We start from the raw sequence: 24,323 nt of genomic DNA, 5'->3' as shown, positions 1-24,323 counted from the left end.
ATCAACCGCTTGTCTAGTTTTACAACTTTTCTGTTGTTTATTTACCCTTTTGTTTCAGAATAAATCGAGTTCAGTCATATGAACCAAATAAAAAATACAATAGGGATGTTAGGCATAGGATATGCAAAAAAAGAAATTATGGCTCATTTTCGCCGTGATCATCGTTGTCATTCTCGGATTTCTCATTTGGCTCGCACCCAATGCAACTGTTGGCTCAAACCAAGAGTCGATTCGCTCTAGCACTCAAAATACTACAGGCTTATTACCCGCAGCATCAGACTTGCCACATGCATCAGGGTTGCCTTTTGTCAGTAACAGCCAACAGGACACTGAAGTCAACTGCCAACTGGTGCTCGACCAAAGTAATCGCTTAGTTGTAAATGAACAGACTCGTAATTGTTTTGAATATTTTATTACCCAATATGGTGAAAAAAATATTGACCAGATCAAGCAAGATTTTAAAGCCTATATCCAGCAAGGTTATAAAGAACCTGCGCTTAAGCAAATTTTAGATCTTTGGACTCGTTATTTAGATTATCGTGTGCAATTGGGTAGTCTGAAGGAGCCAAACCTAAATAAAGAAGACCCTGAGTACTATCGTAAAATTTTTACTTTGATGAAAAACCTACGCAGCCAATTCTTTTCCGACTATGAAATCGAAGGCCTCTTTGGCGCTGAAAATACCTATCATGAATATACATTAGACCGTATGAGCATCATGACAGATCAGTCCTTAACTGAAGTACAAAAAGCGCAGAAACTGAAAGAACTGTTTGCTCAACTGCCTGAAGATTGGAAAGAAAACCTAGAACAACTTTCCAAATTCGAAGATCTGCGTAAACTAACCTCAGATATTAAAGCGCGCGGTGGCTCTGCCGAAGAAATTCGCCAAATGCGCCAGAATCTTGTCGGTGCCGAAGCGACAATACGTCTAGAAAAACTCGACCAAGATCGAAGCAATTGGAAATCTCGGGTCAATACTTACTTAGAACAACGCGACAACATTCTCAACAGCAACATGAGTCAAGACGCGCAGCAGCAAGCCATTCAAAAACTACGTGATCAACAGTTTAATAATTCACAAGAACAACTTCGACTAGGAGCCTTTGAAACCACGCATGATACGGGAGGAAAACTTCCGTTCGCAGATTAAAGCTATACCGTGTTTGACTTTTTCAGGATGAAAAAAATGTTTATAACGAAAAGAATGATACAAACAATGTCACTCGTGGGTCTGGTTACCAGCCTTGGACTCAGCGCAACCACAGCCACAGCTGGTTTACAGACGGTGACTGCAAGCGTAAAAAGTAATTATGCTCAAACTAAATATCCATTGCTATTTACCCATGGCATGTTTGGGTTCAGCCGAGTGGGCGTTGCCGAACTTGGACTGGATTACTGGTATCAAATTTTACCCGACTTGGCTCGAAATGGAGCAACCACCTTTGCAGCACAAATTTCCCCTTTAGAATCAACTGAAGTACGGGGTGAACAGTTACTACAACAAGTTGAAGAGGTCATCGCCCTGACAGGCAAGCCCAAGGTTAATTTGATTGGACATAGTCATGGTGGACCAACCATTCGCTATGTAGAAGCAGTTAAACCGCAATATGTGGCCTCACTGACAGGTGTGGGAGCAACATTTAGAGGTTCAAAAGTGGCAGACCAGCTTCTTGCCAATCAAGGTGGAACACAACTGCTCAGCCTAACGGCTGATTATATTATTGGTCCTATGCTTGCTTATGGGCAAAGTAACCCTGCATTAAAAAGCAATTTAACAGCATCACTCACCTCAATTAGTGAGCAAGGTTCCAGTGTTTTTAATCAGAAATATCCAACAACAGCACTGGCTTCAGACTGTAACAAGAGCGGTGCAACATCCAGCAATGGCGTGTATTACTATTCGTGGACAGGCACGTCTCAAGTCACGAACATTCTCGATGTTGCAGATAGTGCGATCTCACTGTTGGGGCCTTTGGCCTATGGACATTTAGACAATGATGGTTTAGTGGCACGCTGTAGTACACACTTCGGTAAAGTCATCCGTGATAACTATGACTGGAATCATTTAGATGAGGTCAACCAAGTTATGGGACTACGTGGACTATTTAGCGCAGACCCTGTTGATGTCTATCGCCAACATGCCAATCGCTTAAAAATGCAAGGACTCTAGTTCTAATTTTCCCTTCGAATCTTTAACGTTTCGGAGGGATGCCTCCTAGAATTATCCAGTTACAAACTGTATTTAATTTAATCGGATTTCTCTACGCTCCTCCTCCCTCACCTTTATACTCATTTTTGACAACTTAAATTGTCGTCATAAAAAATAAAAAACGAGGATGATCAATGAAATATGGATTATTGATAGCTGGACTGCTGTCGACCTGCACACTTGCTGCTACACAAACGCAAGCAGCTGCTTCACAAATTAAATCAAACTACGTTGCCTCTAATTATGCAAAGACCAAATACCCTTTGGTTTTTGCACATGGTATGGGTGGCTGGATTCGAGCAGGAACCGATGAACTTGGTGTGGATTACTGGTATCAAATCTTGCCAGATTTAGCCCGTAACGGTGCAAACGCATGGGCAACACGCGTTTCTCCATTCAACACATCTGAAGTTCGTGGTGAACAACTGCTGCAACAAGTTGATGAAATCTTAGCGATTACAGGAGCACCCAAAGTCAATTTGCTTGGTCATAGTCACGGCGGACATAGTATTGCCTATGTCTCAAATGTTATGCCCAATAAAATCGCGTCTGCAACAGCCATTTCTAGTCCTTTAAAAGGCTCTCCTGTGGCGGATTTGATTATTTCCGCGCAAGGTACGCCGCTAGAACAACCGCTGGTAGGCTTAATCAACTTTGGGTCCAAGGCTATTGTTTGGGCACAACAGCAAGATCCGAACTCACTTCCACATGATGCACTCGGTGCTGGTAAAAGTTTAAGTCAAGCTGGTTCTAAAGCTTTTGCACAGAAATATCCACTGGGTATGCCAAAAACAAGCTGTGGTGAAGGCTTAGCGAAAGAAAATGGAGTTTATTTTTACTCTTTCTCTGGCAACTCAACGTTGACGAACGTACTTGATCCAGACTCATTACTGGCGGCGACAGGCTTACTCATGCAAGCGCCCAATGATAACGATGGCTTAGTCTCACGTTGTAGTGCCAAGTATGGTAAGACCGTGCGCGATAACTATAATTGGAACCATTTAGATGTGATTAACCAGTTCTTTGGACTACGTTCTATTTTTGCTCCAGACCCTGTGGATGTTTATCGTCAACACGCCAACCGTTTGAAGCTTCAAGGACTCTAAAATTTAGGCATAAAAAATGCGCCATTGGGCGCATTTTTTTACTCGTATAAAACTTAAAATTAAGCTTTAACTTTACGAGCTGGTAACTTTTCACGAATACGTGCAGCTTTACCAGACAATTCACGTAGGTAGTAAAGTTTAGCACGACGAACGTCACCACGACGTTTCACTTCGATTTTAGCAACGATTGGAGAGTGAGTTTGGAAAACACGCTCAACACCAACACCGCTAGAAATTTTACGTACTGTGAACGCAGAGTTCAAGCCACGGTTTTTCTTCGCGATTACAACACCTTCAAATGCCTGAAGACGCTCACGGTCACCCTCTTTTACTTTAACCTGAACGATAACTGTATCGCCTGGTGCAAAAGCTGGGATGTCTTGTTTAAGCTGTGCATTTTCAACAGCTTGTACTAAAGGATGCTTACCGCTCATGGGGTATCTCCAATATGTGCGGGTCAGAAGAGGTCTGATATCCGCTGGGTATAGAGGCTAAATCGCATAGACCCGATTATCTTTCTCTTTATGCTTGACCACTTCAATGCACAAAGAGCCTATTAAAAGAATACTCTGAATTAAGTATTCAAATCTGTTAGCCATTTCTTTTGCTGCTTCGTCAACTCCACATTTTCCACCAACTCAGGTCGGCGTTGTTGTGTTCGTTGATAACGCTGCAAAAACCGCCATTTCTCAATATTGGCATGATGTCCCGATTTTAAGACTTCAGGGACATCCAAACCTTCAAAATGGTCTGGCTTGGTATATTGTGGGCAGTCCAAAAGACCATCCACAAATGAGTCTTGCACATGAGACTGTTCATCAGACATTGCACCCGGAAGTCTCCGAATAATACTGTCTAATAAAACCATCGCAGGAAGCTCGCCACCCGATAAAACGTAATCCCCTATGGACCATTCCTGATCAACATACTTTTGGATCAAACGTTCATCAACCCCTTCATAACGACCACACAATACAATCAATCCATCATAGTCGACAAACTGTTGTACTGCAGGCTCATTTAAGGTTTTTCCTTGCGGTGACATATACACCACAGGAACATGAACTGCACCTGCTTGCATGGCAAGCTTTTTGGCATGTTGAATTGCTTTTGCCAGAGGCTCAGCCATCATCACCATACCTGGACCACCACCAAATGGACGTTCATCCACTCGTTTGTAGTTGCCCTCAGCATAATCACGAGGATTAATACAAGTTACTTGTACTAAATCACTTTTTGCTGCACGCCCGCTAATACCGTAGGCTGTAATCGCTTCAAACATTTCAGGAAAAAGCGTAATGACTGCAAAAAACATCGCAGACCCCCGTATTTCCAAAAATAATTAGTAATCTACGCCCCAATTCACGTAGATACGACCAGCTTCGAGATCAACGCGTTGCACCACATCTTTATGCCATGGAATCATACGCTCTTCAGCATCAACGCTGTCTGGTGTTGCGTGAACCACCATCACATCATTGGCACCTGTCTCAAACATTTCATGGATTTTTCCGAGATTTACTTCTTGTTCTTCATCATCCAAACCTAACACTGTTAAGCCTTTCAAATCTGACCAGTAAAACTCATCCATTCCTGCTTTAGGAAGTTGCGCTTTTGAAATCCAGACATTTGCGCCAACTAGGTTATCTGCTGCAGTGCGATCAATGACGCCTTTGAGCGAAACAACTAAGCCTTTGCCATGCGGTTTCCAACGTTTTACATCTATTGTTTGCCAACCTGCTTTGGTTTCAATGTACCAAGGCAGATAGTCAAAGATGTTGCTCATCGGTTCTGTATTGGAATAGATCCAGAGCCACCCATTTAATCCATATGCTGAACGTAACTGTCCAATCTGAATACGATCTTCGGGAACATTCTGTGTTGGTGTCATGGGCTACCTACTACTTAATTAGCAAAAATTATGCAGTAGCTGCAGCTTTCTTAGCTTGAGCAGCTAAAGAAGCAACACGTTCAGATGGTTGAGCACCTTGAGCAACCCAGTGTGCAAAACGGTCAGCATCTAAACGAAGTTTTTCTGCTTTACCTTGAGCTGTTGGGTTGAAGAAACCAATACGTTCGATGAAACGACCGTCACGTGCATTACGGCTATCAGTTACAATAACTTGATAGAACGGACGTTTTTTAGCACCACCGCGTGCAAGACGAATAACTACCATGATACAACCTTATAGTTTTTACGGATTATCCCTGCCCCGACCACCGGAACATTTCAAACCCCTTTCATAGAGGGCAATATTTTACGTTATCTTTGCTGCGAAAGAAAGATTAAAATTTGTTTATCCACAGTTTTGAATTTGGATTTTATCTGCCGTCCCAGTTGGATGTTTCACTTAGGGCACAAGTCGATGCACCTTTAGTCCAGCATTTTTCCCCGCGGTGATTCAAAATACTAACCCCATCATTTTCCTGAATGGTTCCATCAATGGGAGTGGCTGTTAATGTCCATGTATTTGCTGCAACATCTGTTAAAGATACTTCATACAATGGATCACTATCTTGTGGAATTTCAAGATTATCATTTGCATTGAGTGTATAACCTAATGTTTCCAATGTGATCGGGTTACCATTCGCCAATAAAAACCTAAAGTTGGATACTTTATAACGCTGAATTTGGTTAGCTAGGGCAACCAGTTCAGCCTGAGCTTCTACACGCTTTGTTTTTCGTACATGCTCTTGATAAGATGGATATGCGATAGCAGCCAAGATACCAATAATTGCAACCACAATCATGAGTTCAATAAGCGTAAATCCTTTATTCATTTACCACTCCTCACTACCATTCGCGGTACTGCCACAACTCTCAAAATCAACATTTGCTGTAGTTTTATTCTTACAACGCATCCCTGTACTTGTAAGTAGCATCGTATAATTTTTATCGTCCGAACTCACAGCTTGAATTGCCCAATTCCGACCTGCAGCATCATCATCTGTTAACTCTAAATCTGGATCATTTCCATCTCTGATCGTCAATGTATATTTAATCGCAGAGCCGGTTGCTCCCACAGGTAATACTGCACTTGTCGTCGTAAATCCTCGATAACTAAAATTACGCGCTTTATGCCGATCTAACAAAGTAGCTAATCGCTGTATCTCTTGTTGTGCCTGACTGGCTACCGCGCGTCGTACATACTCTTGGTATGACGGTATAGCAATTGCTGCGAAAATCGCAACAATTACTACAACAACCATTAGTTCAATCAATGTAAATCCAGAGGACTTTATTATTTTTTTCATAGTTCCTCCTTAAATTAACGTCGATCGTACCAACGCTGAGGAATCAGTTTATTCCCAGTATTGTAACGTTTATCTAAAATAGCATTGCCCGTAACCCCTGATGTATCTACGTTTGCAACAATAAGTCGCTGCATCCCACTACCATCACCTGCACCAACAGCACCACCCACGATACCTGCCCCCATACTTAGCCTATAAGAAGTAGATGTCCCACCATTACATTGCCCATACGGCATACAGAATAAAGTCATGAAGCTTTCACCCTTTACACCAGCCCCACAGTCTCCTGACATTCCATTTCGACTTCCATCAAAAGTAGTTACAAACATGTCATTATTGATAACCAATGGTGTCGACATCACCTTCTCACTCTGTACTAGAGAGGACTTAAATAAGTAGTACCAACCCTGAGTTAAGGCATAAGGAGCTCTATAAGTGGTAATAGCAAATCTATTGGTATTATCAAGTGCAACGAGTTGATTAATTGCAGTAGTTCCAACACTACTTCCCTCAGCCAATAAACTCACACCTTTGGTATGTAAATCATTCGACGTAACACTATAGGCATTTGCACTCGTTAAGTTAAATAAATCACTTCTCGCTACGTCTTTATCATATAAGTTAAAAACACCATCGTGTTTATAATCGGTACTTGTACTATATTCTGCGAGAGGTTGACTTCGGTTTCCACTACCAATCGATACAACACCAAAAATTGTTCCACCTTCTGAATATGTTGAGAAACTAGGCATCTCATAGAAACGTGGACTGTATGTACCATTGTTTAAATTAAGTACTTTTGTAGGCTGTTTGGCAAATAATGCTGTATTCGCACCAGCTTTATTATTTAAATCGATACGCCAAACTTGACCACCTAAGTCACCAAAGTATAAGTGATCAGTTAATCCATCAGAGTCTCTATCTACAGCTTTAATCTGACTCACCACACTATATTTCATGTCTACATCATAAGAACTGGCTGTACCATTTGTTGGAGCATAAGTCGGGCCAGGGTTTGCTGTTGTTGGTGATGTATGCACTGTTGCATTCGCACTTGCCCACCACAACAAACTACCATCGAGCGCATCAAACATATACACACCAGAACCAATCTTATTGGTTTGAGCATAGTCATTATATTCATAACCACGGTAATATTTGATTTTTGCTTGTTTAGCTGCGCGTTCTGCCGCTGTAGTCTCAGGCATACTACTAATGGATGTTGGTAGCCCCTCCGCATCATAACCACCACCAACTAACATAACCAGTTTTTTGGTCCCTTTCCAATTGATCCAAGTCAATGTAGGCTTAGACCAACTTTGCCCCATACACGCAAGCGGATTTGCACTCGAACACTGACTTAATGCAGGCGGGGTTATAGTAAATTTAAGTGTTGGATTATTGATATCAGCTAAGTCCAGCGCATAATAATTACGCCCACCCATACGTAAACCGCCATAAACAATCTGTTTACCTGATCGACTATTTAAACCCGCCCCAACAGTTAACATATCATCTGCTGCATTCACATATTCAGTATAAGAAGTCCAAGGACCATCGACCCCATAATACAACTTATCCATTCCACCAATCGTGGTATCAAAGTTTAACAATGCATCCTTTTGGTTTTCCACCATACTATTCGGTAAAAATGCGAATTTTTCTTCTCCAGTATCTGCATCAACTATATGCAAAACACCTTGCGTGGTTCCAAATAAAATATAGTCATCTCGCTCTTCAGAGCCTAGAACACCATTTTCATATGTCACTTTCCCTTGATTTGTAAGAAGTAATGGCGAAGAATGCATTACAGCACCCACCTGACGCAACTCCTCGGCTTGAGCAATCGACGTATTTGTAATGGTTTGAGGTTGTTTGGCATTTACACGATAACCAAGCAATGATAATAAATATCCTCTAGCTGGATCAGTGCTGTTGACCAAAGTTAAATCCAACGCTCTTAATGTAGTTGCATCTAAATATTCATTATTTGTTGCTGTTGCAGGTCTGTCTGTTAATATTTTGCGCTGTATTGCACCATTCGTATTTGAACGTAGTTTTAACCGTGATTTGACACCACCAACCAATCTATTTTTACTGCTACCAAGAATGGATTCATCATCCTGATTTACACCCGTAACCGCATCGGCAGACCATAAATCGTAGTTATCACCAATTTTACCTTGGCTATTGACAAAAACATCATCGTTTTTATCGACCAGCGTACCTGTACTAGTAACTTTATACTTTTTCAGATTACCCGCCCATAATTGATAGCTCTTATCAGGGGTCGGTTGGAACTGTGGATAATATGCATAATTTTGCAATGCAGCAGGATTTAATTGATCATTTGGGATCGTTGATGTTCCTGTTGTTACAGCTGGAATTTCTGTTGACAAGTTATTAATAAAATCGTTTACGCTATCAATAACGTCTTGAGAACTTGTACCCGCATACCAACCACCTTGACCACGGATACCCCAACGCGCTGCACGTTTTTCGTCATTATCATCATTCACCGTGCCTAGTAATGCGATATTTTCTTCTTCAGATAAGTTTTTATTATACGAAGGGATTGAGTTATAAGCTGAGCCAAATCCAACAACAGCTGTTTTGAGTTTTAAGTCACGTGGGCTAGCATTGGTTGTTTGATTCAAGATACGCGTACTAAATTTTTCTACACAATCCCACCCACCACTTGAATCAGAACAGGTAAATGCACTACTTCCAGCTAACGCAGTTTGCATTAAACTCTGTGCCGAATTATTCCCATTTGGAACACCATCGGTTAGAACATAAATACCTTGACCACTACACTGCTTGGTATCTGCATCTGGCTCTAACTGTGCAGATAAAGAGGTTGGCATTTTATATTTTGAGTAATCAGTTGCTAATACACCACTACCCGCAGCATATTGTCCAGATGCCGAATTGGTCGCAGAATAATAACATGTTGCAGAAAAAGAACCATTACTTGCGGCTAAATTACACGATTGCGCTCCATAAGTTCGAGCAACCGATGAATAACGATTACCAGTATAAGTACAAGTAGAACCAGTAAGCCCACTACACTCATACCAATAACTATTATAATATGCATATCTATTACGATTTGAAGTAGAGGTACCCAACATATACGCAGCAGCTTCTGCATACGCATTCGCTGTTGGTGTACCGCCATTAGCCTCAAGATTCGCTACTTCTGTCATTAGGCTTTTACGATGTGTTTCAGAAGCTAAGGTGGCTTCAGTATCTAAACCTAGCCTTTGAACAGGAATACGAACTTGCCCCCGAGTACCATCACCATTAATAGAATAGGTTGTCAATCCAAAAAATTTATCTTTACCAATGGCATTTGCGCCATATAAAAGCTGGTACATTGCATCCTTAACTAAAGTGATACGATCATAATAAGGAGTAGATGCTCCATTCTTATAATAATATTGCGGGTTGCCACCACCATCATCATCAAGTCCAGAAAGACTTGGTTCACTAGTTAGCGCATAAGTACAATCCGTTTTATTTACTGATGTACTCCCTGATGCAGCTCCTCCACAACGATACCATTTACGGTTATTTCTCCCACCAGAGCGCATGTAATAATATTCTCGACTACTAATTTCACAATAACGTCGATTATAAGAAATTCCATTCCCACTAAATGCCGTCTCTCTCGCACCGCTGCTACAACTGGTAAGCTCCTGATTATTTGCATCAAAATATCTCATACTTCCTGAAATATCCAATACAAACATTAAAGAGATATTTCCTGAGCGTGCTTGTTGATAAATCTCAATATCACTCGCATATGAAGCAGTTGCACTAAACACAAATCCTGCCATAAGAGCTGATAAGCTCACAGCCAATGCTTTCTTTAAAGGATGAGCTATAAGTTGTTCTTTCTTTTTAATTTTCATTTCATTCACCCTTAAAGAAATGCCTGACCTAACGTATATTCAGTGACATGTGTTGTAAAAGGTACATTTAAATCCGATAGACAATTTGCTACACCATTCGTTGAACTATTACTAATATGACTATCTAAACAATCATCAATATCATCTGTATCTGCTGAAGTAAGTGCAGGCATTAGTGAAGTCGTATTCACAATCACTCGATCTGTTTTTTGAATTTTAGATAGTTCTTCATCCGTGCCACGAACTGAGTCTTGGAATGGTGTAGATGATACCGAATTTGTAAAACTCACAGATACTTGGGTCATGACAGCTCTACGTTCGCTGGTAAAAAAGTTTGCATTATTCGCTCCTGTTCGACAGAAGCCACTTACTCCTTGATCCGTATTCACAATATTTCCACTATCATTCACATAGACCATGCTCGCTTGCGACAAAGTAAAGAATTGAGCTCGGCTGCCTCTATAGCAAAACACTAACTCTTTACCTTTGTTTTCAGGACCTTTAATAAAACCAAACATGCCATCAGCTGCTAAACTGCGTAATAAATTATTTGTATCCTCAACATTAAATGTTGCAGCATCAGAGTTTTGAATCATGAGTTGTTGAGCTTGACTATTGGTCGCAATATTTAATGACACCATACTTTGACGAATAGCTAATGTACCAATAATAGTGATCGCCAATAAAAGGATTAATACGACGATGAGTGTCGAGCCATGTTGTTGTTTAATCATCATTCTCTCTCCCCCAACGCGTTACGTATTGCAACCTCTTGAGTCACGACCTGACGAATAAAACCTTGCGGATTCCCATTCGCTCCAATTGCTACATCTTGATCTAACACTACAAAAGCATTGTCTTGTGCTGTCGACACCTCTTGACCCGTAGACTGGCCTGAGCGTGCGAGCACACCTAAACTCACCCCTAAAATACGCGGTTTAGTCCCTGTCAATGCCATATATTCGTGAATACCTATATATCGACGGTTACCAGTAGCATTACTCACATTAAGCAATACACGAAAATGATCAACGCGTTTCATAATGATTTCACCAGCATCACCATAACGAGCAAGATTGGTGTCACTATAGTTACCAGCATCACATGCCAAAGCTAAAGGGTTCCCCTCCCCAGCCCCAGCATTTGCATCTATTCGCAAAAAATAACGCTGAATAACCATACGATCTACTGTCGTAATTTCACGCCCTTCGCAATCAAAACCACCTGTTTGTGCTGGTTTATACTGAATTACGAGTTGATCACTGTTTTGAGTTACATTCGATGCACCAGTCCACTCATTATCACGACCAACTGCATCACCATTACTTTGGCTTAATAAAACATCACCCACACCAGCTTGAATTCCTGTAGGCAAATTGGATTGACTCAAAACAACTCCCCCATGAAGTAAAGCGTCATTCATCGCAGCTTCAACAGTATCTAGATTGGCTAATCTAAGATCCTGAGTTATATAGTTAAGCCCAAAATTTGCATTGTCTTGTAAGTCCGCCATCCCTTGTTGTACTTGACTACTTTTCACCCCTGTCAAAAACAACATTGCTGCTGCTGCAACCACAATGAGTCCAAGAGCTAGAGCAATCATGAGTTCAATAAGTGTAAAGCCTTTTTGTATTTTCATTAGTAGGCCTCCATGACTACACAAGTCGATTCATCACGGTAAGCACCTGCTGTAGTACAGTTATTTAAACCATCTGCATTGGTTGCACTGGTATCCCCCCAAGCAACATAAATGCATCTTCGACCATTGCTCACCTCTGGACAAGCAAACATATTGACTGTCATCCCCACCCGTTGAGCAGACAAATTTGTAAGTGCAGCATCAAAACGCGCCATTTGTGCTGGCGTACAAAATGCTGTGTAACAATTCGGATTGGTGATATTGGTTGCATTTCCCGCAACAGCCGTAGCATACACACCCAACTGATCACGATTAACACGAATTTTCTCAGCTAAATCTCGTGCCAAATTAATTGCTTGCACACGGTTAGCCCCCTCACTAGATGCCTCAATTGCTCGATATTGCAACGCTACAAAACCAAGTACACCAACTGCAAGAATCAGCAAGGCAACCAATACTTCTATTAACCCAACACCTGCTTGCTTTTTTATAGTTATCATGAACAATCCCCTTCAACGATCTGCTGGATCGCCCCCATTTTAGATATCGTGACCATTCTGGAATATTTAGGATCAGAAGATGCATCACAAATTTCAAAACTCGTATCTGTGGCAATGATTTGATTTGCTGCTGGATCTTTCACTAGGCCTGTCGGCATAAAAACTATTTCTGTCGCACGACCAGTCTTTAAACTGGACTTACCGACTGGCATCCAATTCAACGTATCGTCAGTATTTTCATCCGCAGACAATAATTCAACTGTAATTTCTCTACGCTCTAAAGCAGCTTTTGCCCTTGCCTGATTTAAAGTAGCAACCAATTCTTTTGTACTTTTATTTAAATTTTGGCGCTGTAACATATCCCCGAAAGAAGGTGCAGCCATCATCGCGATAATTGCCATAACAGCAATCGTCACCATCAGCTCAATTAAGGTGAACCCTTTATGTTTATTTTGCATACTCCCTCCCCCAAGGCAACAAAACTTTACCCTATTTAAAATCATATTCTAATTCTTTACACAATCAGCACAATACAGGATAAAAGGCATAAAAAAACAGATGATTGCCAATTTACAATCATCTGTCAATTTTTCAATAAAATTAGAATGTTAACCAATCCACCTTTTAGGCTTGAGTTACCGCAATACGTAACTCTTTTGGCAAACTAAAGGTAATATTTTCTTCCGTTCCAGCAAGCTCTTGTGGTGGTGTTGCGCCCCAATCTTGTAATCGTTGAATTACTTGCTTAATTAAAATTTCAGGTGCAGATGCACCCGCTGTGACGCCAACCTTGGCGATATTTTCAAACCATGCCTGTTGAAGTTCATCTGCATTATCGACCAAATAAGCGGCTTTACCCATTCGCTCGGCCAATTCTCGTAAACGGTTCGAATTAGATGAATTTGGTGAACCGACCACCAACACCACATCACATTGGGTTGCTAAATCACGCACCGCATCTTGACGGTTTTGAGTTGCATAACAAATGTCATCTTTACGCGGCCCTTGAATCTCAGGAAATTTCGCCCGTAACGCATCAATCACTTTTGCAGTATCGTCGATCGATAACGTGGTTTGAGTAACAAAAGCCACGCGCTCAGGATGATGCACTTGAAGCTCGGCCACGTCTTGCTCATCTTCAACCAAATAAATCGCACCACCATTTTTCAGGTCATATTGCCCCATGGTACCTTCAACTTCAGGGTGGCCTTCATGACCAATTAAGATGGCCTCAACCCCCTCACGGGCATATTTAGTGACCTCAATATGAACCTTGGTCACCAATGGACAGGTTGCATCAAAAACCTTTAAACCACGACGTTCGGCTTCGATCTGTACTGCTTTAGAAACCCCATGCGCACTAAAAATTACAATATTGTCATCAGGTACTTCATCCAATTCATCGACAAAAATTGCGCCACGTTGACGTAAATCGTCCACGACAAATTTATTGTGCACCACTTCATGTCGTACATAAATGGGCGGATTAAAGCACTCAAGCGCACGATTTACGATGGCAATCGCACGGTCAACACCTGCACAAAAACCACGTGGATTGGCCAATACAATTTCCATATGTTCCTCGATACCACTTTTCAATCAGCGGAAACTAATAAAATAAATGCAAACAAAGTGACGCCTTGCTATTTCGTTTAAACCTTGTCTGCTCTAAAATAGAGAAGATATTTTATCATATCAGGAAAAATATCATGTCGGGTCTCTTGTTTGTCGTTTCTGCAGCTTCAGGAACAGGCAAAACATCCCTCGTAAAAGCCCTCCTTGACCGTGTAACGAACCTTCACGTTTCTGTTTCTCATACTACACGTGGGCAACGTCCCGGCGAACTTGATGGTGTACATTACCATTTTACCGAAAAAGACTCATTTTTGGCCTTGGTTGAGCAAGGTGGTTTTATTGAATACGCCGAAGTATTTGGTAATTACTACGGTACAGCTCAAGCTACTGTGAAAGAACAACTCGCAAAAGGCCATGATGTTCTATTAGAAATTGACTGGCAAGGCGCACAGCAAGTTCGTAAGCTTTTTCCTGACTCTAAACAAATTTTCATTTTACCACCAAGCCAGTTTGATCTGCGTCAACGTCTGTCTAACCGCGGTACAGACTCGGTTGAAGTGATTGAGCGTCGTTTAGGCTGTGCAGTTGAAGACATGCAACAATATGTTAACTTCGACTATGTAATTATTAATGATGACTTTAATAAAGCTTTGCACGATCTTGAGTCTGTGATTATTGCCAATCGTTTAGTCATTACTCAACAAGCGAGCCGTCATCAAAAAATGATTTCTGAGCTGATCACCCCTGTTGAAAAGTGATTAAAACTTGAGTCTACAGACAAAGCACCTTATACTGCACAGTCTGTTTAATTTTAGCCTTTGTAACGAGAACTCTTATGGCACGCGTAACCGTTGAAGATTGTTTAGACCATGTAGACAACCGCTTTGAGCTTGTACTAGTGGCAAGCAAACGCGCGCGTCAATTGGCACGTCAAGGCATTGAACCTACTGTTGAGTGGGACAATGACAAACCGACTGTTGTTGCATTACGTGAAATCGCAATCGGTCATGTTTCTAAAGATATTTTGAAACAACGTGAGCAAGACTACCAAACTTCAAGTCTTGATCTTGCACTTTCTGCAAACAATTTGAATTTAGATGGTTTTTCTTTCCAATAAGAAAAATTTATCGTTTAAAAGCCTAGTTTTTAACTAGGCTTTTTTATTGGATAACTTTTATATTTGTGCAATACACGTTATAACTAGAAGATAGGATTCATCGTGGTTTAGGTGTATCTTTTTTGCTTTTCTCTCAATGAATAAATTGACAACTCATGCAATATGCTTTTCATTAGGGAATCAGTAAAATTTTCTTGTAATTGCTACGTCTTAAAGGTGTTTTATGCCAGGCCCAATGGTCAGCCAAGCTAAACAACAGCTCAAAACTATTATCGATGCTTACTTAACTGAAAGCGACGTCGAGCGAGTGCTTGCGGCCTGTGATTATGCGGATATTGCCCATGATGGTATTACCCGTAAAAGTGGCGAACCCTATATTTTGCACCCAATTGCGGTAAGTTGTATTTTAGCGCATATGCGTCTAGATGCCGAAACCCTGATGGCGGCACTTTTACATGATGTGATTGAAGATACAGACTTTAGCAAAGAAGATATTACAGAAAAATTTGGAAAAACTGTCGCCGAACTGGTCGATGGCGTCACCAAGCTTAGCCAATCCAGCGATAAAGAATATAACAAAGCCGCTTCTTTCCGAAAAATTCTGCAAGCCACACTACAAGACCCACGTGTCATTATTATTAAACTGGCTGATCGCTATCACAACATGACCACCTTGGATGCATTGCGTCCTGATAAGCGTGCACGTATTGCCCAAGAAACCTTTGATATTTTTGTCCCAATGGCACGTATTGTTGGTATGAATGAGATGGGCGATAACCTCGAACATTTGTGTTATCAAAATCTTGATCTCGACATGTATAACAATGTCCAAGAAGCCCTCCTACAAACCAAACCCAAACGCTGTGAATATCAAAGCAAATGGGAAAATAATCTCACTGAGCTGTTAAAAACCCATCAAATCTCGGGTCGCATTAAAAAGAAAAATAACAATATCGAACTATTACGCCACTTTGTTAAAAATGATATTGATCTACATGAACTCACGCATAGTCACGCCTTTGAAATTATTCTAAATAGCATTGCTGACTGTGACCGCTTAGCCGATGTGTTGCGAGAGAGTTTTCAAGTTTTACACTTTGCAGACCATATTCGTAAACCCCTCCCAGGTGGTAACCAATCACTGCTACTACGCTTAAAAGGTGAAAACACAACCTTATCAGTCACCATTCAAACCGAGCTGATGCGTAAAGCGGCGCGTTTTGGTGTGGTCCTAGGCGATAGTGCTCCACAAGCTTGCCGCTCTGCGATTCAAGCCTCGATGCAGAACTTGAATGTCTTGATCGATGGAGCCTGTGCTAAAACCACTTTTAGCGAACTGCTCGATTATTTACACCAAGAGAAAATTTGGGTGTATACCCCACAAGGTCATCTACACGAGTTACCGCAAGGGGCAACGGTAGTCGACTTTGCATATTCTGCCAGCTTATTTTTAGGTAACCATGCGGTAGGTGCGAAAATCAATGGGGAAACTAAACCACTTTCTACGCCATTACACAGTGGTCAGGTGATTGAAATTATTACTGATGTTTTGGCCACCCCAAACCCTGATTGGCTCAGCTTCGTCAATACGCAAAAAGCCCGTCGTGCCTTACAAAATATATTGCGTGAACAAGACATCGAAGAACAACGCCTTGTTGGACAGCAAGCTTTAAATCGCGCTTTAAAGCTCTTCAATGTATCCATTAAAGATTTAACCGAATCAGATTGGTTAGAGCTTTTACAATGGCGACATATCGAAAGTAAAGACCAATTATTCGAGCAAATTGCCGTGGGCGATTTACTGCCGCAGTTGGTCGCGAATCATTTGTTTGCGCATGACCAAAGTGCACAGGAATCTGACCGACTCATTCAAGGTACTGAAGGTGTCGATGTCAAATACGCGCATTGCTGTAACCCTGTGTTGGGTGACCCAATTCAAGGACATTTATCACGCCGCGGCCTTATTGTGCATCGTGCGCGTTGTCACAATCTGCTGCATGAACAACATCTACACCCTGAAAACATCATGCCGTTGCAATGGACTAATGAGAACGAAGAAGAAATTAGTTTCACTGCATATTTATTGATTAACATGGCCATGGATGATGAACAAATTTCCGACCTAATTTATCAATGCCGTAAAGAAAAAATTGGGGTCGAAATGGTACGCAATCAAGATGACAAGACTTATGTCAATGTTGTGGTACACAATCGCAAGCAAATTGCAAAAATCATTCGCGATCTACGTATGCATTTTGGCTTCCCGCGTATTAGTCGACTGGCTCAACCAGTGAGTATTGCGGAAACATCGATTGCGAGTTAATTGTTTAAATCCGCACCTTTTAATGCCAATCTAGGCTATGATTGATGGTGAATAAAATAGGAGAACACGATGTCCCGCCAAGTAATTCATACTGAAAATGCCCCTGCTGCGATCGGCACTTATTCGCAAGCAATCTTAGTCGGCAATACACTTTACCTTTCTGGTCAGATCGGTTTAGACCCATACAGTATGGAGTTGGTTGAAGGCATTGAAGCACAAATTCGCCGTGTATTTGATAATTTAAAAGCTGTCTGCGAAGCTGCTGGTGGAACGCTGGCAGATATCGCGAAGTTGAATATTTTCTTAACCGATCTTTCAAACTTCCAGTTGGTCAACCAAATTATGGGCGAATATTTTGCACAACCTTACCCTGCACGCGCAGCGATCGGTGTAGCCAGCCTACCTAAAAATGCGTTAATAGAGATGGACGGTATTGTGATTATTAATCAATAAGTTATATTTTTAAAAAAAAGCCACCGATTGAGTGGCTTTTTTTTATCCAAAACTCCAATAAAGACAAATGAGATTTCAAATGATTTTTATTGACAAAAGATAACAATTATCAATAATATCACTTATCTTATTTCTTTCATGTGGCTTGCTGAAATGTACGTGTGCTTATGCCGTGGTATTACAGATCAAGATATTAAAGACGCTATTGAAAATGGTGCGGGCAGTTATCGCGAAGTTCGCGAGATGCTGGATCTCGGAACATGCTGTGGTCGCTGTGCACCGGAAGCACGCTCAATTATCAGTGCTGAAGTATCTGCCATTGCCTCACGCTTAGCCATTGCGGCCTAGATATTTGATTGATTTGCTAGAAAACCATAATTATAAATTTACTCTGTATGAGTAGCTCCTCCCCCGCTTATGACTCTAGGCGGGTTTTCTTTTGTAAAACACCCAAAATAGAATTTCGATCCCGCATGCTTTTGATTGCGATTTTCATTTGCTGTTCTATAAATTACTCGCCAAAAACCACTTTGTTGTTTAAGATATTTCTCATAAGTTATTGATATTATTTTTAAGCCGCAGTTTGAATGGAGCTTTCTCATGAAAGGCAATCGTGATGTAATTAATCAGTTAAATCAGGTGCTTTATCATCATTTAACTGCCATTAACCAAAACTTCCTACACTCTCGTATGTTTAATGACTGGGGAATTGAGCAACTCGGTTCTGCCGAGTATAAAGAATCGATACGCCAAATGAAGCATGCTGACAAAATCATTGAACGTATTCTTTTTTTAGAAGGTCTACCAAACTTACAACACTTGGGTAAACTCTACATCGGCCAACATACTGTTGAAGTTCTTAACTGTGATGTCCGTAAAACCAAAGAGAACATTGAATCCATTCAAGCCGCTATTAAGCTTTCCGAAGAGCAGTTGGACTACGTTACTCGAGATCTTGTTCAAGAGATTTTAGAAAAAGAAGAAGAATGGTTAGACTGGACAATCACACAACTCGATCTAGTTGAAACCATCGGTGTAGAGAATTATATTCAAAGTCAAATTTAAGACTTTTTCATCAATAAAAAACCCGCATATGCAGGTTTTTTATTATGGTTTTAGGTTTACTTCCAAGGGCGAAGATCGACGATCTTAAGTACTTCACCTTTGTCTTTATTGATTAAAACAGTCATATCAACAGCATTTGCTTTTAGAGGAACAAAGCTAGTTGCTTGAGGATATTTAGATAAAATACTATCAACTTGTTTTGCATTATTATATTGTTTTAACAGCATTACACTTTGAGCCTGCTCTTGTATTTTTTCTGTGACTTTAGATAAGTCTACATAATTTTCTGGTCGCTGCGCTAGAGATATACCACTCAAAACTTCATCAAAGACTTGTTCCGACTTTAGCTTAGGATCCTGAGACAACATTACAGCTCTAAAAATAGGACGCTCAAACAGAGCTAACTGGTAGTCTGATTTCCCAGTATCTCCCACAATCTGACTACATTGAATAAGCTCAAATTTATTTTGATTAAAAACAATCCAACATGGTTTTGCCAAAACCATGCTGGATAAGCCATATATCAATGCAATAAGTTGAATCAGACCAATGATAGCCAAGTCAAACTTGAGTGTCTTTTTATATTTTCTGTATACAATAAAAGTAAGCAAAGGACCTAGAACAATATCAATCATGACCATAATTAATAAAATCTCTTTACCTCCTGTAGCTGTCAGTAGCGGGTAAGGGTATAACAAAAAATATACAATCAAAAAAACGATAAATAGAATTAAAACTGATACGAATAGATGTATTAAAAATGCATTAAACTTTTCACGAAATAGTTGAAGCGTATCCGTCATTTACTTTCCCTTCACTTTGTTTACAATATGTAAAATTTTTAAAATTATACTTCAATGCAAAATTATATCTCCAAGATATTACTTATTCTTATTCCCTTTTTTTGCTTCATTGCCTATTCCAGCTTAAGTATTTATTGGACCAGCTATCCCTATGATGCATGGCGTATTTATGAAATACTTATTTTATTTACTTTTGCTTTTTCCGCTTTTTTAATTAAAAATCAATATCTTATAGAATCAAGGAAAGCGCATTTATTAACCTTTATTTCAATTATTTCGATATCATTCTTAGCAATATTAACCATAAGCTTCTCCACAGCCTTTGATCGTGCGATGGCAGAAGCCAGTTTAATTTTTTTACTCATCAATTTTACTTTAATTTATTCATTTTTAATAAAAAACTACTCTAAACTTTCCAAAAACATTGCTACATCTATTGCATTTTTACCAATGTTGAGCCTTATTTTCTTACCAATTGCACTAGTTAATCGACTACAAGGAGGAGACGGTGTTTGGACGCAATCCTTTACGAATATTAGAATGTTGGATGATGCTCTACTTCCATGTTTATTTCTCATTTGGTTACAGCCAATTTATTCTAATTTTGACTTTCAAAAAAATAAGCTATTAAAAAGTAGCTTATATATTGTGTCCACTATTTACCTCTTAAGCTTTCTATTCCATGGTGCACGTGCCTGCTTACTATCTATTTTTATTGGTCTCTGTGTCAGTTTAATATTTACACCCAATCATCAACGTAAATTTTTAAAACTCCCGATCATTTCTTTTATTTTGGCTTTAGTCATATTTAACCTCTATCACCTCTCACTTTCTGAAGCGATAGGCCCATCTATTAACCGCATTACCAGTAGTGGAAGGCTCGATTTATGGGAAAAAGCTGTACATCTTTGGTTTGAACACCCTATCCTTGGCGTTGGTGGAAATAACTTTATGTTACATACACCATTTCTATTACCAACTCACCCGCACAACTTTTTTCTAAAATCACTATCAGAATGGGGTATTGCAATCTTTATTCTCATATTAAGCTTAATTCCCATCATACAAGCAGTCTATAAGCAACGTAAAAATATCCCCATCTTCCTTATCGCAGGAGCAATTGCTATTTTCTTTAATAGTTTACTTTCTGGAAGTTTCGTATACCCAGTAAGCCAAATTATCAGCCTTACATTTATAGCTTTTTTACTGAGTTTTTTAAAAGTTTATACTATTTCAGAACCAACGAATTATTTTCAATATAACAAAAAACTATGGGCCATTATTTCATACTTATCATTAATTTCCCTATTGTATATTCATGGACAAGATATATTATGCGATACATGTATAAGTATTGATGATTTCGGTGCTCCTAATTTTTGGGATCAAGGGCGAGCTATACATCTACTACCTATATCCAATTTACATAAATAATGAAACTAACAATTTTGCTCATATTAATTTGCAATTATTGACAACTTCTGACAATTTTTTTGTCAGATATGATCTATAAAACACAAGACACTGATTTATATTAAAATATGTTTGGTATTGTTTTTGCTCTGTTTCATATAATGAAGGAGAATTTTAATGAAAATAAACATGGGATTTACATTGATTGAACTCATAATTGCTGTTGCCATTATTTGCATACTCGCAGCGATATCAATTAATTTATATCAAAGCTATATGATTAAAAGTCGCATTAACTCAGCTTTTTATGAGATCTCAGAAGGTATAGCCTCCTATGAAATTAATGCAAATCATAACTATTTAGCCATTACAACTGCTGAAGATATCAGCTTGCAAAGCTCTACACACTTTTGCATAATTAGTGTTACCGCTCCAGACACCTTCGGTGTTGCAGATAAAGCCATTAGTTGTAAGCTCAAAAATAAAAATGGGATAGGAAATTTAGCTGAACTCTATTTCTCACGTAATACCAATGGTCATTTTTCATGTGAAAGTATTGATATTCCAAATAAATACTTACCTACACCTTGTATTTAATTTATTAGTTTAGCTTTAAATCAATTAATTTGAATTCAAAAAAAGAGAGCCTTAGCTCTCTTTTTTTTGAATTCAAATTATGAACATGAACCAGGTTTATACTTCGCTTCCAAACTACCACCTGTTGCACAGCTCCATGTACCTGTAGCAGCATCACGATTCAAAGTTAAAGTTTTACCATTAATTTTTGTTGCATTACCATTCTTCAATGTACATTCAATACCAGTAAAGTTTGGTGATGTACCGACTAAAGAAACCGTACAATAACGCGCACTACTAGCGGTTACACCGATAAAACCAGGATCGGAAGCAGTGATAGAAGGTGTCTTACCTTCATTTACAGCTAACTCAAATTGCGTTTTTGCTGGCGTGATTTCTGCTAAACCTGATGCAGCTTGAGATTTCGCAATATAATCTTGGTAAGCAGGAATCGCAATCGCTGCAAGAATACCGATAATCGCAACAACGATCATTAGCTCGATAAGGGTGAAACCCTTTTGAACTGATTTCATAACATTCTCCACAAATGTTTTGTTAATTTTTTATAAGCTTTTTAAGCTACTTTGTAATTAGCATGTATTATGCCAACTTTTATTATATTTATTTTCAAATAAAAAACAGCACTTTATTTCACTATTTAAAAATTTATTTTTTGGCATTGTATTTTTTATGTAAAAAACTGACAAATATTGTCAGTTTACCTCTTTCTAGTTCAACATAATTGGCGAATTGCTCAATTCATCAGCTTTGTCTTCTATCTTATTGGCATAAAAATGATCCAAAATACTCCCAATTTGTGTAACACCGTCGGTTAAAGCCAGCCGATACTCTCGCTGTGCCATTTTTTCAATAATGCTCTGACAGACCTCACTCCATACCTGCTGTGTGGTGGCTTGCTGTATCCCACGGTCAATGACAATCTCGACTTTGCGTTCACACAAATTTAAGTAAAGCAAAATCCCGCTATTCAACTCTGTATCCCAGACACCCAGCTCAGCGAAAAGCTGTTTTGCACGTCCACGCGTATCTAAATAATAGGCTTCTCGTCCAGGCATATGCCCTTCGATTACTACCTGAATTTCCCCAATGTGCCCATGTTCAGCAGCAGCCACCGCTTGCGCAATCGCATGCTGATCTTGCTGATTAAAAAAGCGTTTACTCGCTGGCATATGTAATAAATGCTTTAGCCAACGTTTAAAACTGGGTTGTACAATTTCATCTAGCTTTGGTTTAGTGACGATTTCCGTCGTTTCAGTTGTTGTTACCATGACCCTGATGCTCCTCCACCGCCGAAGCCGCCGCCCCCGCCACTATATCCACCTCCACCAAAACCGCCGCCGCCACGACCTCCGCGCCCACCTCCCCCGCCAGAAGAGAGAAAGAGCTGAAAAATCGTTTGGGCTAAAGTCGTGATGAGTAAAAAGAAAATACCGCCACCAATCAGTAAACTGGTGACTAAACCTGCTCCATTCACCAAGCCTGCCACGGTTCCTGCAACTGCAGCCGTCGAAGCACTTAAACGTTTACCCACCACAAATGAGCCAATTGCACCAGCAATGAGAATAAATATAGCCGTACTAAAGGTTTTACTTTTGGCCTCCTGCTCGCGAATGGCTTGGTCTTGGCGTTCTTGTAGTTGTTGCGCCGCTTGGGCTGCAACTTCAGGATCAAGATTTAAAATACGTTCAATTTCAAGAAGTCCCGCATTGATCCCTTGAGCATACTGACCTTGCTTAAAATACGGTGTGATTTGTTGGTTAATAATGCGATTCGCAATAATGTCAGGAATAACTCCTTCCAAACCATAACCCGTAAGAATTTGCATACGCCGGTCATTAACGGCAATTGCTATCAGTAAACCGTTGTCTTGTTTTGCTGAACCAAGTTTCCATTGGTCTGCAATACGCATGGTAAAACCAAAAATATCCTCTTGACCTGTGGTGGGTACTATCACTACGCCTATTTGGGCTTTTCCTGTGTCATGTAAGGCGCGAATTTTTTGACCAATGGCTTGTTGATCTTCAGTACTTAAAATATGTGCTTGATCGACCACTGGTTCATTTAAGGTCGGTAACGCTCGTATCGATTCACCTTCTACCATATCATTGGTAACAGGCGGCTGTGGTACGGCATCAGTACTGGTAGAGCTTACGTTATTAGAACCCGCCTCTTGCAGACCTTGAATAATTTTTCCAGCAATGGCTGTTTCAGCCCCATTGTCTGTTGCTGTAGCAACCTCTGCCCATGTTAATGAACTTAGACACAACAGTCCTGCTAAAATGAATGCAAGCACCCATTTATATGAAATGCGTACGAACTGCTGCTGTCCTATCATTCATTCACCCTAT

General features: G+C 40.0%; 27 protein-coding genes. 11 read left to right on the top strand and 16 right to left on the bottom strand.

What is annotated here, in order from left to right:
- Positions 1 to 121: 121 nt before the first annotated feature.
- From WH214_RS10545 to WH214_RS10535, 3 genes are all read left to right on the top strand, one after another.
- Positions 122 to 1,153 (top strand): lipase secretion chaperone, encoded by a 1,032-nt coding sequence (locus WH214_RS10545; protein WP_339422092.1) that lies wholly within the window; start codon positions 122 to 124, stop codon positions 1,151 to 1,153.
- 54 nt (positions 1,154 to 1,207) lie between these two features.
- A complete protein-coding gene (locus tag WH214_RS10540; RefSeq protein WP_339422091.1) occupies positions 1,208 to 2,173 on the top strand; it encodes an esterase/lipase family protein in 966 nt (321 codons plus the stop codon).
- Positions 2,174 to 2,346: 173 nt separating this feature from the next.
- Positions 2,347 to 3,318, top strand: a complete 972-nt coding sequence (locus WH214_RS10535) for an esterase/lipase family protein (protein WP_279697167.1) — start codon at positions 2,347 to 2,349, stop codon at positions 3,316 to 3,318.
- A gap of 59 nt (positions 3,319 to 3,377) precedes the next feature.
- On the opposite strand, the gene rplS is transcribed toward WH214_RS10535, so the two are convergent.
- From rplS to ispH, 12 genes are all read right to left on the bottom strand, one after another.
- Positions 3,378 to 3,752 (bottom strand): 50S ribosomal protein L19, encoded by a 375-nt coding sequence (rplS, locus tag WH214_RS10530; RefSeq protein WP_004691454.1) that lies wholly within the window; start codon positions 3,750 to 3,752, stop codon positions 3,378 to 3,380.
- Positions 3,753 to 3,892: 140 nt separating this feature from the next.
- A complete protein-coding gene (trmD, locus tag WH214_RS10525; protein ID WP_335998677.1) occupies positions 3,893 to 4,633 on the bottom strand; it encodes a tRNA (guanosine(37)-N1)-methyltransferase TrmD in 741 nt (246 codons plus the stop codon).
- Positions 4,634 to 4,660: 27 nt separating this feature from the next.
- Positions 4,661 to 5,209, bottom strand: a complete 549-nt coding sequence (gene rimM, locus WH214_RS10520; RefSeq protein ID WP_004978035.1) for a ribosome maturation factor RimM — start codon at positions 5,207 to 5,209, stop codon at positions 4,661 to 4,663.
- Positions 5,210 to 5,237: 28 nt separating this feature from the next.
- Positions 5,238 to 5,495, bottom strand: a complete 258-nt coding sequence (rpsP, locus tag WH214_RS10515; RefSeq protein ID WP_004718284.1) for a 30S ribosomal protein S16 — start codon at positions 5,493 to 5,495, stop codon at positions 5,238 to 5,240.
- 145 nt (positions 5,496 to 5,640) lie between these two features.
- The gene (locus tag WH214_RS10510; RefSeq protein WP_339422090.1) at positions 5,641 to 6,099 is read right to left on the bottom strand and encodes a type IV pilin protein; all 459 of its coding nucleotides are present in this window, start codon (positions 6,097 to 6,099) and stop codon (positions 5,641 to 5,643) included.
- Entirely contained in the window at positions 6,100 to 6,573 is a 474-nt protein-coding gene (locus tag WH214_RS10505) for a type IV pilin protein (protein ID WP_339422089.1), read from the bottom strand. It lies immediately after the preceding gene.
- 14 nt (positions 6,574 to 6,587) lie between these two features.
- Positions 6,588 to 10,169, bottom strand: a complete 3,582-nt coding sequence (locus WH214_RS10500; protein ID WP_339422088.1) for a pilus assembly protein — start codon at positions 10,167 to 10,169, stop codon at positions 6,588 to 6,590.
- A gap of 332 nt (positions 10,170 to 10,501) precedes the next feature.
- Complete coding sequence (locus tag WH214_RS10495) at positions 10,502 to 11,227, bottom strand: pilus assembly protein PilX (RefSeq protein WP_322853180.1); 726 nt, start codon at positions 11,225 to 11,227, stop codon at positions 10,502 to 10,504.
- The gene (locus WH214_RS10490; RefSeq protein WP_087011740.1) at positions 11,224 to 12,129 is read right to left on the bottom strand and encodes a prepilin-type N-terminal cleavage/methylation domain-containing protein; all 906 of its coding nucleotides are present in this window, start codon (positions 12,127 to 12,129) and stop codon (positions 11,224 to 11,226) included. Before WH214_RS10490 ends, WH214_RS10495 begins: the two co-directional genes overlap by 4 nt.
- Positions 12,129 to 12,629, bottom strand: coding sequence for a type IV pilus modification protein PilV (pilV, locus tag WH214_RS10485; protein WP_184117989.1), 501 nt, complete (start codon positions 12,627 to 12,629; stop codon positions 12,129 to 12,131). Before pilV ends, WH214_RS10490 begins: the two co-directional genes overlap by 1 nt.
- Positions 12,626 to 13,087, bottom strand: coding sequence for a GspH/FimT family pseudopilin (locus WH214_RS10480; RefSeq protein WP_058870400.1), 462 nt, complete (start codon positions 13,085 to 13,087; stop codon positions 12,626 to 12,628). Before WH214_RS10480 ends, pilV begins: the two co-directional genes overlap by 4 nt.
- 166 nt (positions 13,088 to 13,253) lie before the next feature.
- Complete coding sequence (ispH, locus tag WH214_RS10475; RefSeq protein ID WP_004978047.1) at positions 13,254 to 14,204, bottom strand: 4-hydroxy-3-methylbut-2-enyl diphosphate reductase; 951 nt, start codon at positions 14,202 to 14,204, stop codon at positions 13,254 to 13,256.
- 134 nt (positions 14,205 to 14,338) lie between these two features.
- On the opposite strand from ispH, the gene gmk reads away from it, so the two are divergent.
- The 6 genes from gmk to bfr all read left to right on the top strand — a co-directional run bounded on the left by gmk (position 14,339) and on the right by bfr (position 19,162).
- The gene (gmk, locus tag WH214_RS10470; protein WP_005401338.1) at positions 14,339 to 14,962 is read left to right on the top strand and encodes a guanylate kinase; all 624 of its coding nucleotides are present in this window, start codon (positions 14,339 to 14,341) and stop codon (positions 14,960 to 14,962) included.
- Between the two features lie 77 nt (positions 14,963 to 15,039).
- Positions 15,040 to 15,321: a DNA-directed RNA polymerase subunit omega gene (gene rpoZ / locus WH214_RS10465; RefSeq protein ID WP_004978050.1), complete on the top strand. Its 282-nt coding sequence runs from the start codon at positions 15,040 to 15,042 to the stop codon at positions 15,319 to 15,321.
- A gap of 223 nt (positions 15,322 to 15,544) precedes the next feature.
- A complete protein-coding gene (locus WH214_RS10460; protein ID WP_339422087.1) occupies positions 15,545 to 17,644 on the top strand; it encodes a RelA/SpoT family protein in 2,100 nt (699 codons plus the stop codon).
- Positions 17,645 to 17,713: 69 nt separating this feature from the next.
- Positions 17,714 to 18,097, top strand: a complete 384-nt coding sequence (locus WH214_RS10455) for a RidA family protein (RefSeq protein ID WP_339422086.1) — start codon at positions 17,714 to 17,716, stop codon at positions 18,095 to 18,097.
- Between the two features lie 153 nt (positions 18,098 to 18,250).
- Positions 18,251 to 18,445 carry a bacterioferritin-associated ferredoxin gene (locus WH214_RS10450; protein ID WP_279744400.1) on the top strand — a complete coding sequence of 65 codons (195 nt, stop codon included), beginning with the start codon at positions 18,251 to 18,253 and terminating at the stop codon, positions 18,443 to 18,445.
- Between the two features lie 252 nt (positions 18,446 to 18,697).
- Complete coding sequence (bfr, locus tag WH214_RS10445) at positions 18,698 to 19,162, top strand: heteropolymeric bacterioferritin subunit Bfr (protein WP_339422085.1); 465 nt, start codon at positions 18,698 to 18,700, stop codon at positions 19,160 to 19,162.
- Positions 19,163 to 19,218: 56 nt separating this feature from the next.
- Here the strand turns inward: bfr and tfpZ are convergent, their stop codons facing one another.
- The gene (tfpZ, locus tag WH214_RS10440; RefSeq protein ID WP_339422084.1) at positions 19,219 to 19,965 is read right to left on the bottom strand and encodes a TfpX/TfpZ family type IV pilin accessory protein; all 747 of its coding nucleotides are present in this window, start codon (positions 19,963 to 19,965) and stop codon (positions 19,219 to 19,221) included.
- Between the two features lie 54 nt (positions 19,966 to 20,019).
- Between tfpZ and WH214_RS10435 the strand changes: the two genes are divergently transcribed.
- Together WH214_RS10435 and WH214_RS10430 are read left to right on the top strand one after the other, a co-directional pair.
- A complete protein-coding gene (locus WH214_RS10435) occupies positions 20,020 to 21,399 on the top strand; it encodes an O-antigen ligase family protein (protein WP_339422083.1) in 1,380 nt (459 codons plus the stop codon).
- A gap of 156 nt (positions 21,400 to 21,555) precedes the next feature.
- The gene (locus WH214_RS10430; protein WP_339422082.1) at positions 21,556 to 21,975 is read left to right on the top strand and encodes a type IV pilin protein; all 420 of its coding nucleotides are present in this window, start codon (positions 21,556 to 21,558) and stop codon (positions 21,973 to 21,975) included.
- 77 nt (positions 21,976 to 22,052) lie between these two features.
- Here WH214_RS10430 and WH214_RS10425 read toward each other — a convergent pair whose 3' ends face one another.
- From WH214_RS10425 to WH214_RS10415, 3 genes are all read right to left on the bottom strand, one after another.
- Positions 22,053 to 22,487, bottom strand: coding sequence for a pilin (locus WH214_RS10425; RefSeq protein WP_339422081.1), 435 nt, complete (start codon positions 22,485 to 22,487; stop codon positions 22,053 to 22,055).
- A gap of 195 nt (positions 22,488 to 22,682) precedes the next feature.
- Positions 22,683 to 23,243, bottom strand: a complete 561-nt coding sequence (locus WH214_RS10420; RefSeq protein ID WP_339422080.1) for a TPM domain-containing protein — start codon at positions 23,241 to 23,243, stop codon at positions 22,683 to 22,685.
- Complete coding sequence (locus WH214_RS10415; RefSeq protein WP_339422079.1) at positions 23,237 to 24,310, bottom strand: TPM domain-containing protein; 1,074 nt, start codon at positions 24,308 to 24,310, stop codon at positions 23,237 to 23,239. Before WH214_RS10415 ends, WH214_RS10420 begins: the two co-directional genes overlap by 7 nt.
- Positions 24,311 to 24,323: the final 13 nt, after the last annotated feature.

This window comes from Acinetobacter sp. MYb191 (assembly GCF_037572605.1).
Lineage (GTDB): Bacteria > Pseudomonadota > Gammaproteobacteria > Pseudomonadales > Moraxellaceae > Acinetobacter > Acinetobacter johnsonii.
Note: the sequence above shows the minus strand (reverse complement) of the source record. Positions and strands in the feature narration are given on the sequence as shown.

What these genes read in the sequence shown, in the direction of transcription:
- WH214_RS10545 (WP_339422092.1), top strand. Translation starts at nt 122, where the DNA reads ATGCAAAAAAAGAAATTATGGCTCATTTTCGCCGTGATCATCGTTGTC.
- WH214_RS10540 (WP_339422091.1), top strand. Translation starts at nt 1,208, where the DNA reads ATGATACAAACAATGTCACTCGTGGGTCTGGTTACCAGCCTTGGACTC.
- WH214_RS10535 (WP_279697167.1), top strand. Translation starts at nt 2,347, where the DNA reads ATGAAATATGGATTATTGATAGCTGGACTGCTGTCGACCTGCACACTT.
- rplS (WP_004691454.1), bottom strand. Translation starts at nt 3,752, where the DNA reads ATGAGCGGTAAGCATCCTTTAGTACAAGCTGTTGAAAATGCACAGCTT.
- trmD (WP_335998677.1), bottom strand. Translation starts at nt 4,633, where the DNA reads ATGTTTTTTGCAGTCATTACGCTTTTTCCTGAAATGTTTGAAGCGATT.
- rimM (WP_004978035.1), bottom strand. Translation starts at nt 5,209, where the DNA reads ATGACACCAACACAGAATGTTCCCGAAGATCGTATTCAGATTGGACAG.
- rpsP (WP_004718284.1), bottom strand. Translation starts at nt 5,495, where the DNA reads ATGGTAGTTATTCGTCTTGCACGCGGTGGTGCTAAAAAACGTCCGTTC.
- WH214_RS10510 (WP_339422090.1), bottom strand. Translation starts at nt 6,099, where the DNA reads ATGAATAAAGGATTTACGCTTATTGAACTCATGATTGTGGTTGCAATT.
- WH214_RS10505 (WP_339422089.1), bottom strand. Translation starts at nt 6,573, where the DNA reads ATGAAAAAAATAATAAAGTCCTCTGGATTTACATTGATTGAACTAATG.
- WH214_RS10500 (WP_339422088.1), bottom strand. Translation starts at nt 10,169, where the DNA reads ATGCGCTCTGGTGGGAGAAATAACCGTAAATGGTATCGTTGTGGAGGA.
- WH214_RS10495 (WP_322853180.1), bottom strand. Translation starts at nt 11,227, where the DNA reads ATGATGATTAAACAACAACATGGCTCGACACTCATCGTCGTATTAATC.
- WH214_RS10490 (WP_087011740.1), bottom strand. Translation starts at nt 12,129, where the DNA reads ATGAAAATACAAAAAGGCTTTACACTTATTGAACTCATGATTGCTCTA.
- pilV (WP_184117989.1), bottom strand. Translation starts at nt 12,629, where the DNA reads ATGATAACTATAAAAAAGCAAGCAGGTGTTGGGTTAATAGAAGTATTG.
- WH214_RS10480 (WP_058870400.1), bottom strand. Translation starts at nt 13,087, where the DNA reads ATGCAAAATAAACATAAAGGGTTCACCTTAATTGAGCTGATGGTGACG.
- ispH (WP_004978047.1), bottom strand. Translation starts at nt 14,204, where the DNA reads ATGGAAATTGTATTGGCCAATCCACGTGGTTTTTGTGCAGGTGTTGAC.
- gmk (WP_005401338.1), top strand. Translation starts at nt 14,339, where the DNA reads ATGTCGGGTCTCTTGTTTGTCGTTTCTGCAGCTTCAGGAACAGGCAAA.
- rpoZ (WP_004978050.1), top strand. Translation starts at nt 15,040, where the DNA reads ATGGCACGCGTAACCGTTGAAGATTGTTTAGACCATGTAGACAACCGC.
- WH214_RS10460 (WP_339422087.1), top strand. Translation starts at nt 15,545, where the DNA reads ATGCCAGGCCCAATGGTCAGCCAAGCTAAACAACAGCTCAAAACTATT.
- WH214_RS10455 (WP_339422086.1), top strand. Translation starts at nt 17,714, where the DNA reads ATGTCCCGCCAAGTAATTCATACTGAAAATGCCCCTGCTGCGATCGGC.
- WH214_RS10450 (WP_279744400.1), top strand. Translation starts at nt 18,251, where the DNA reads ATGTACGTGTGCTTATGCCGTGGTATTACAGATCAAGATATTAAAGAC.
- bfr (WP_339422085.1), top strand. Translation starts at nt 18,698, where the DNA reads ATGAAAGGCAATCGTGATGTAATTAATCAGTTAAATCAGGTGCTTTAT.
- tfpZ (WP_339422084.1), bottom strand. Translation starts at nt 19,965, where the DNA reads ATGACGGATACGCTTCAACTATTTCGTGAAAAGTTTAATGCATTTTTA.
- WH214_RS10435 (WP_339422083.1), top strand. Translation starts at nt 20,020, where the DNA reads ATGCAAAATTATATCTCCAAGATATTACTTATTCTTATTCCCTTTTTT.
- WH214_RS10430 (WP_339422082.1), top strand. Translation starts at nt 21,556, where the DNA reads ATGAAAATAAACATGGGATTTACATTGATTGAACTCATAATTGCTGTT.
- WH214_RS10425 (WP_339422081.1), bottom strand. Translation starts at nt 22,487, where the DNA reads ATGAAATCAGTTCAAAAGGGTTTCACCCTTATCGAGCTAATGATCGTT.
- WH214_RS10420 (WP_339422080.1), bottom strand. Translation starts at nt 23,243, where the DNA reads ATGGTAACAACAACTGAAACGACGGAAATCGTCACTAAACCAAAGCTA.
- WH214_RS10415 (WP_339422079.1), bottom strand. Translation starts at nt 24,310, where the DNA reads ATGATAGGACAGCAGCAGTTCGTACGCATTTCATATAAATGGGTGCTT.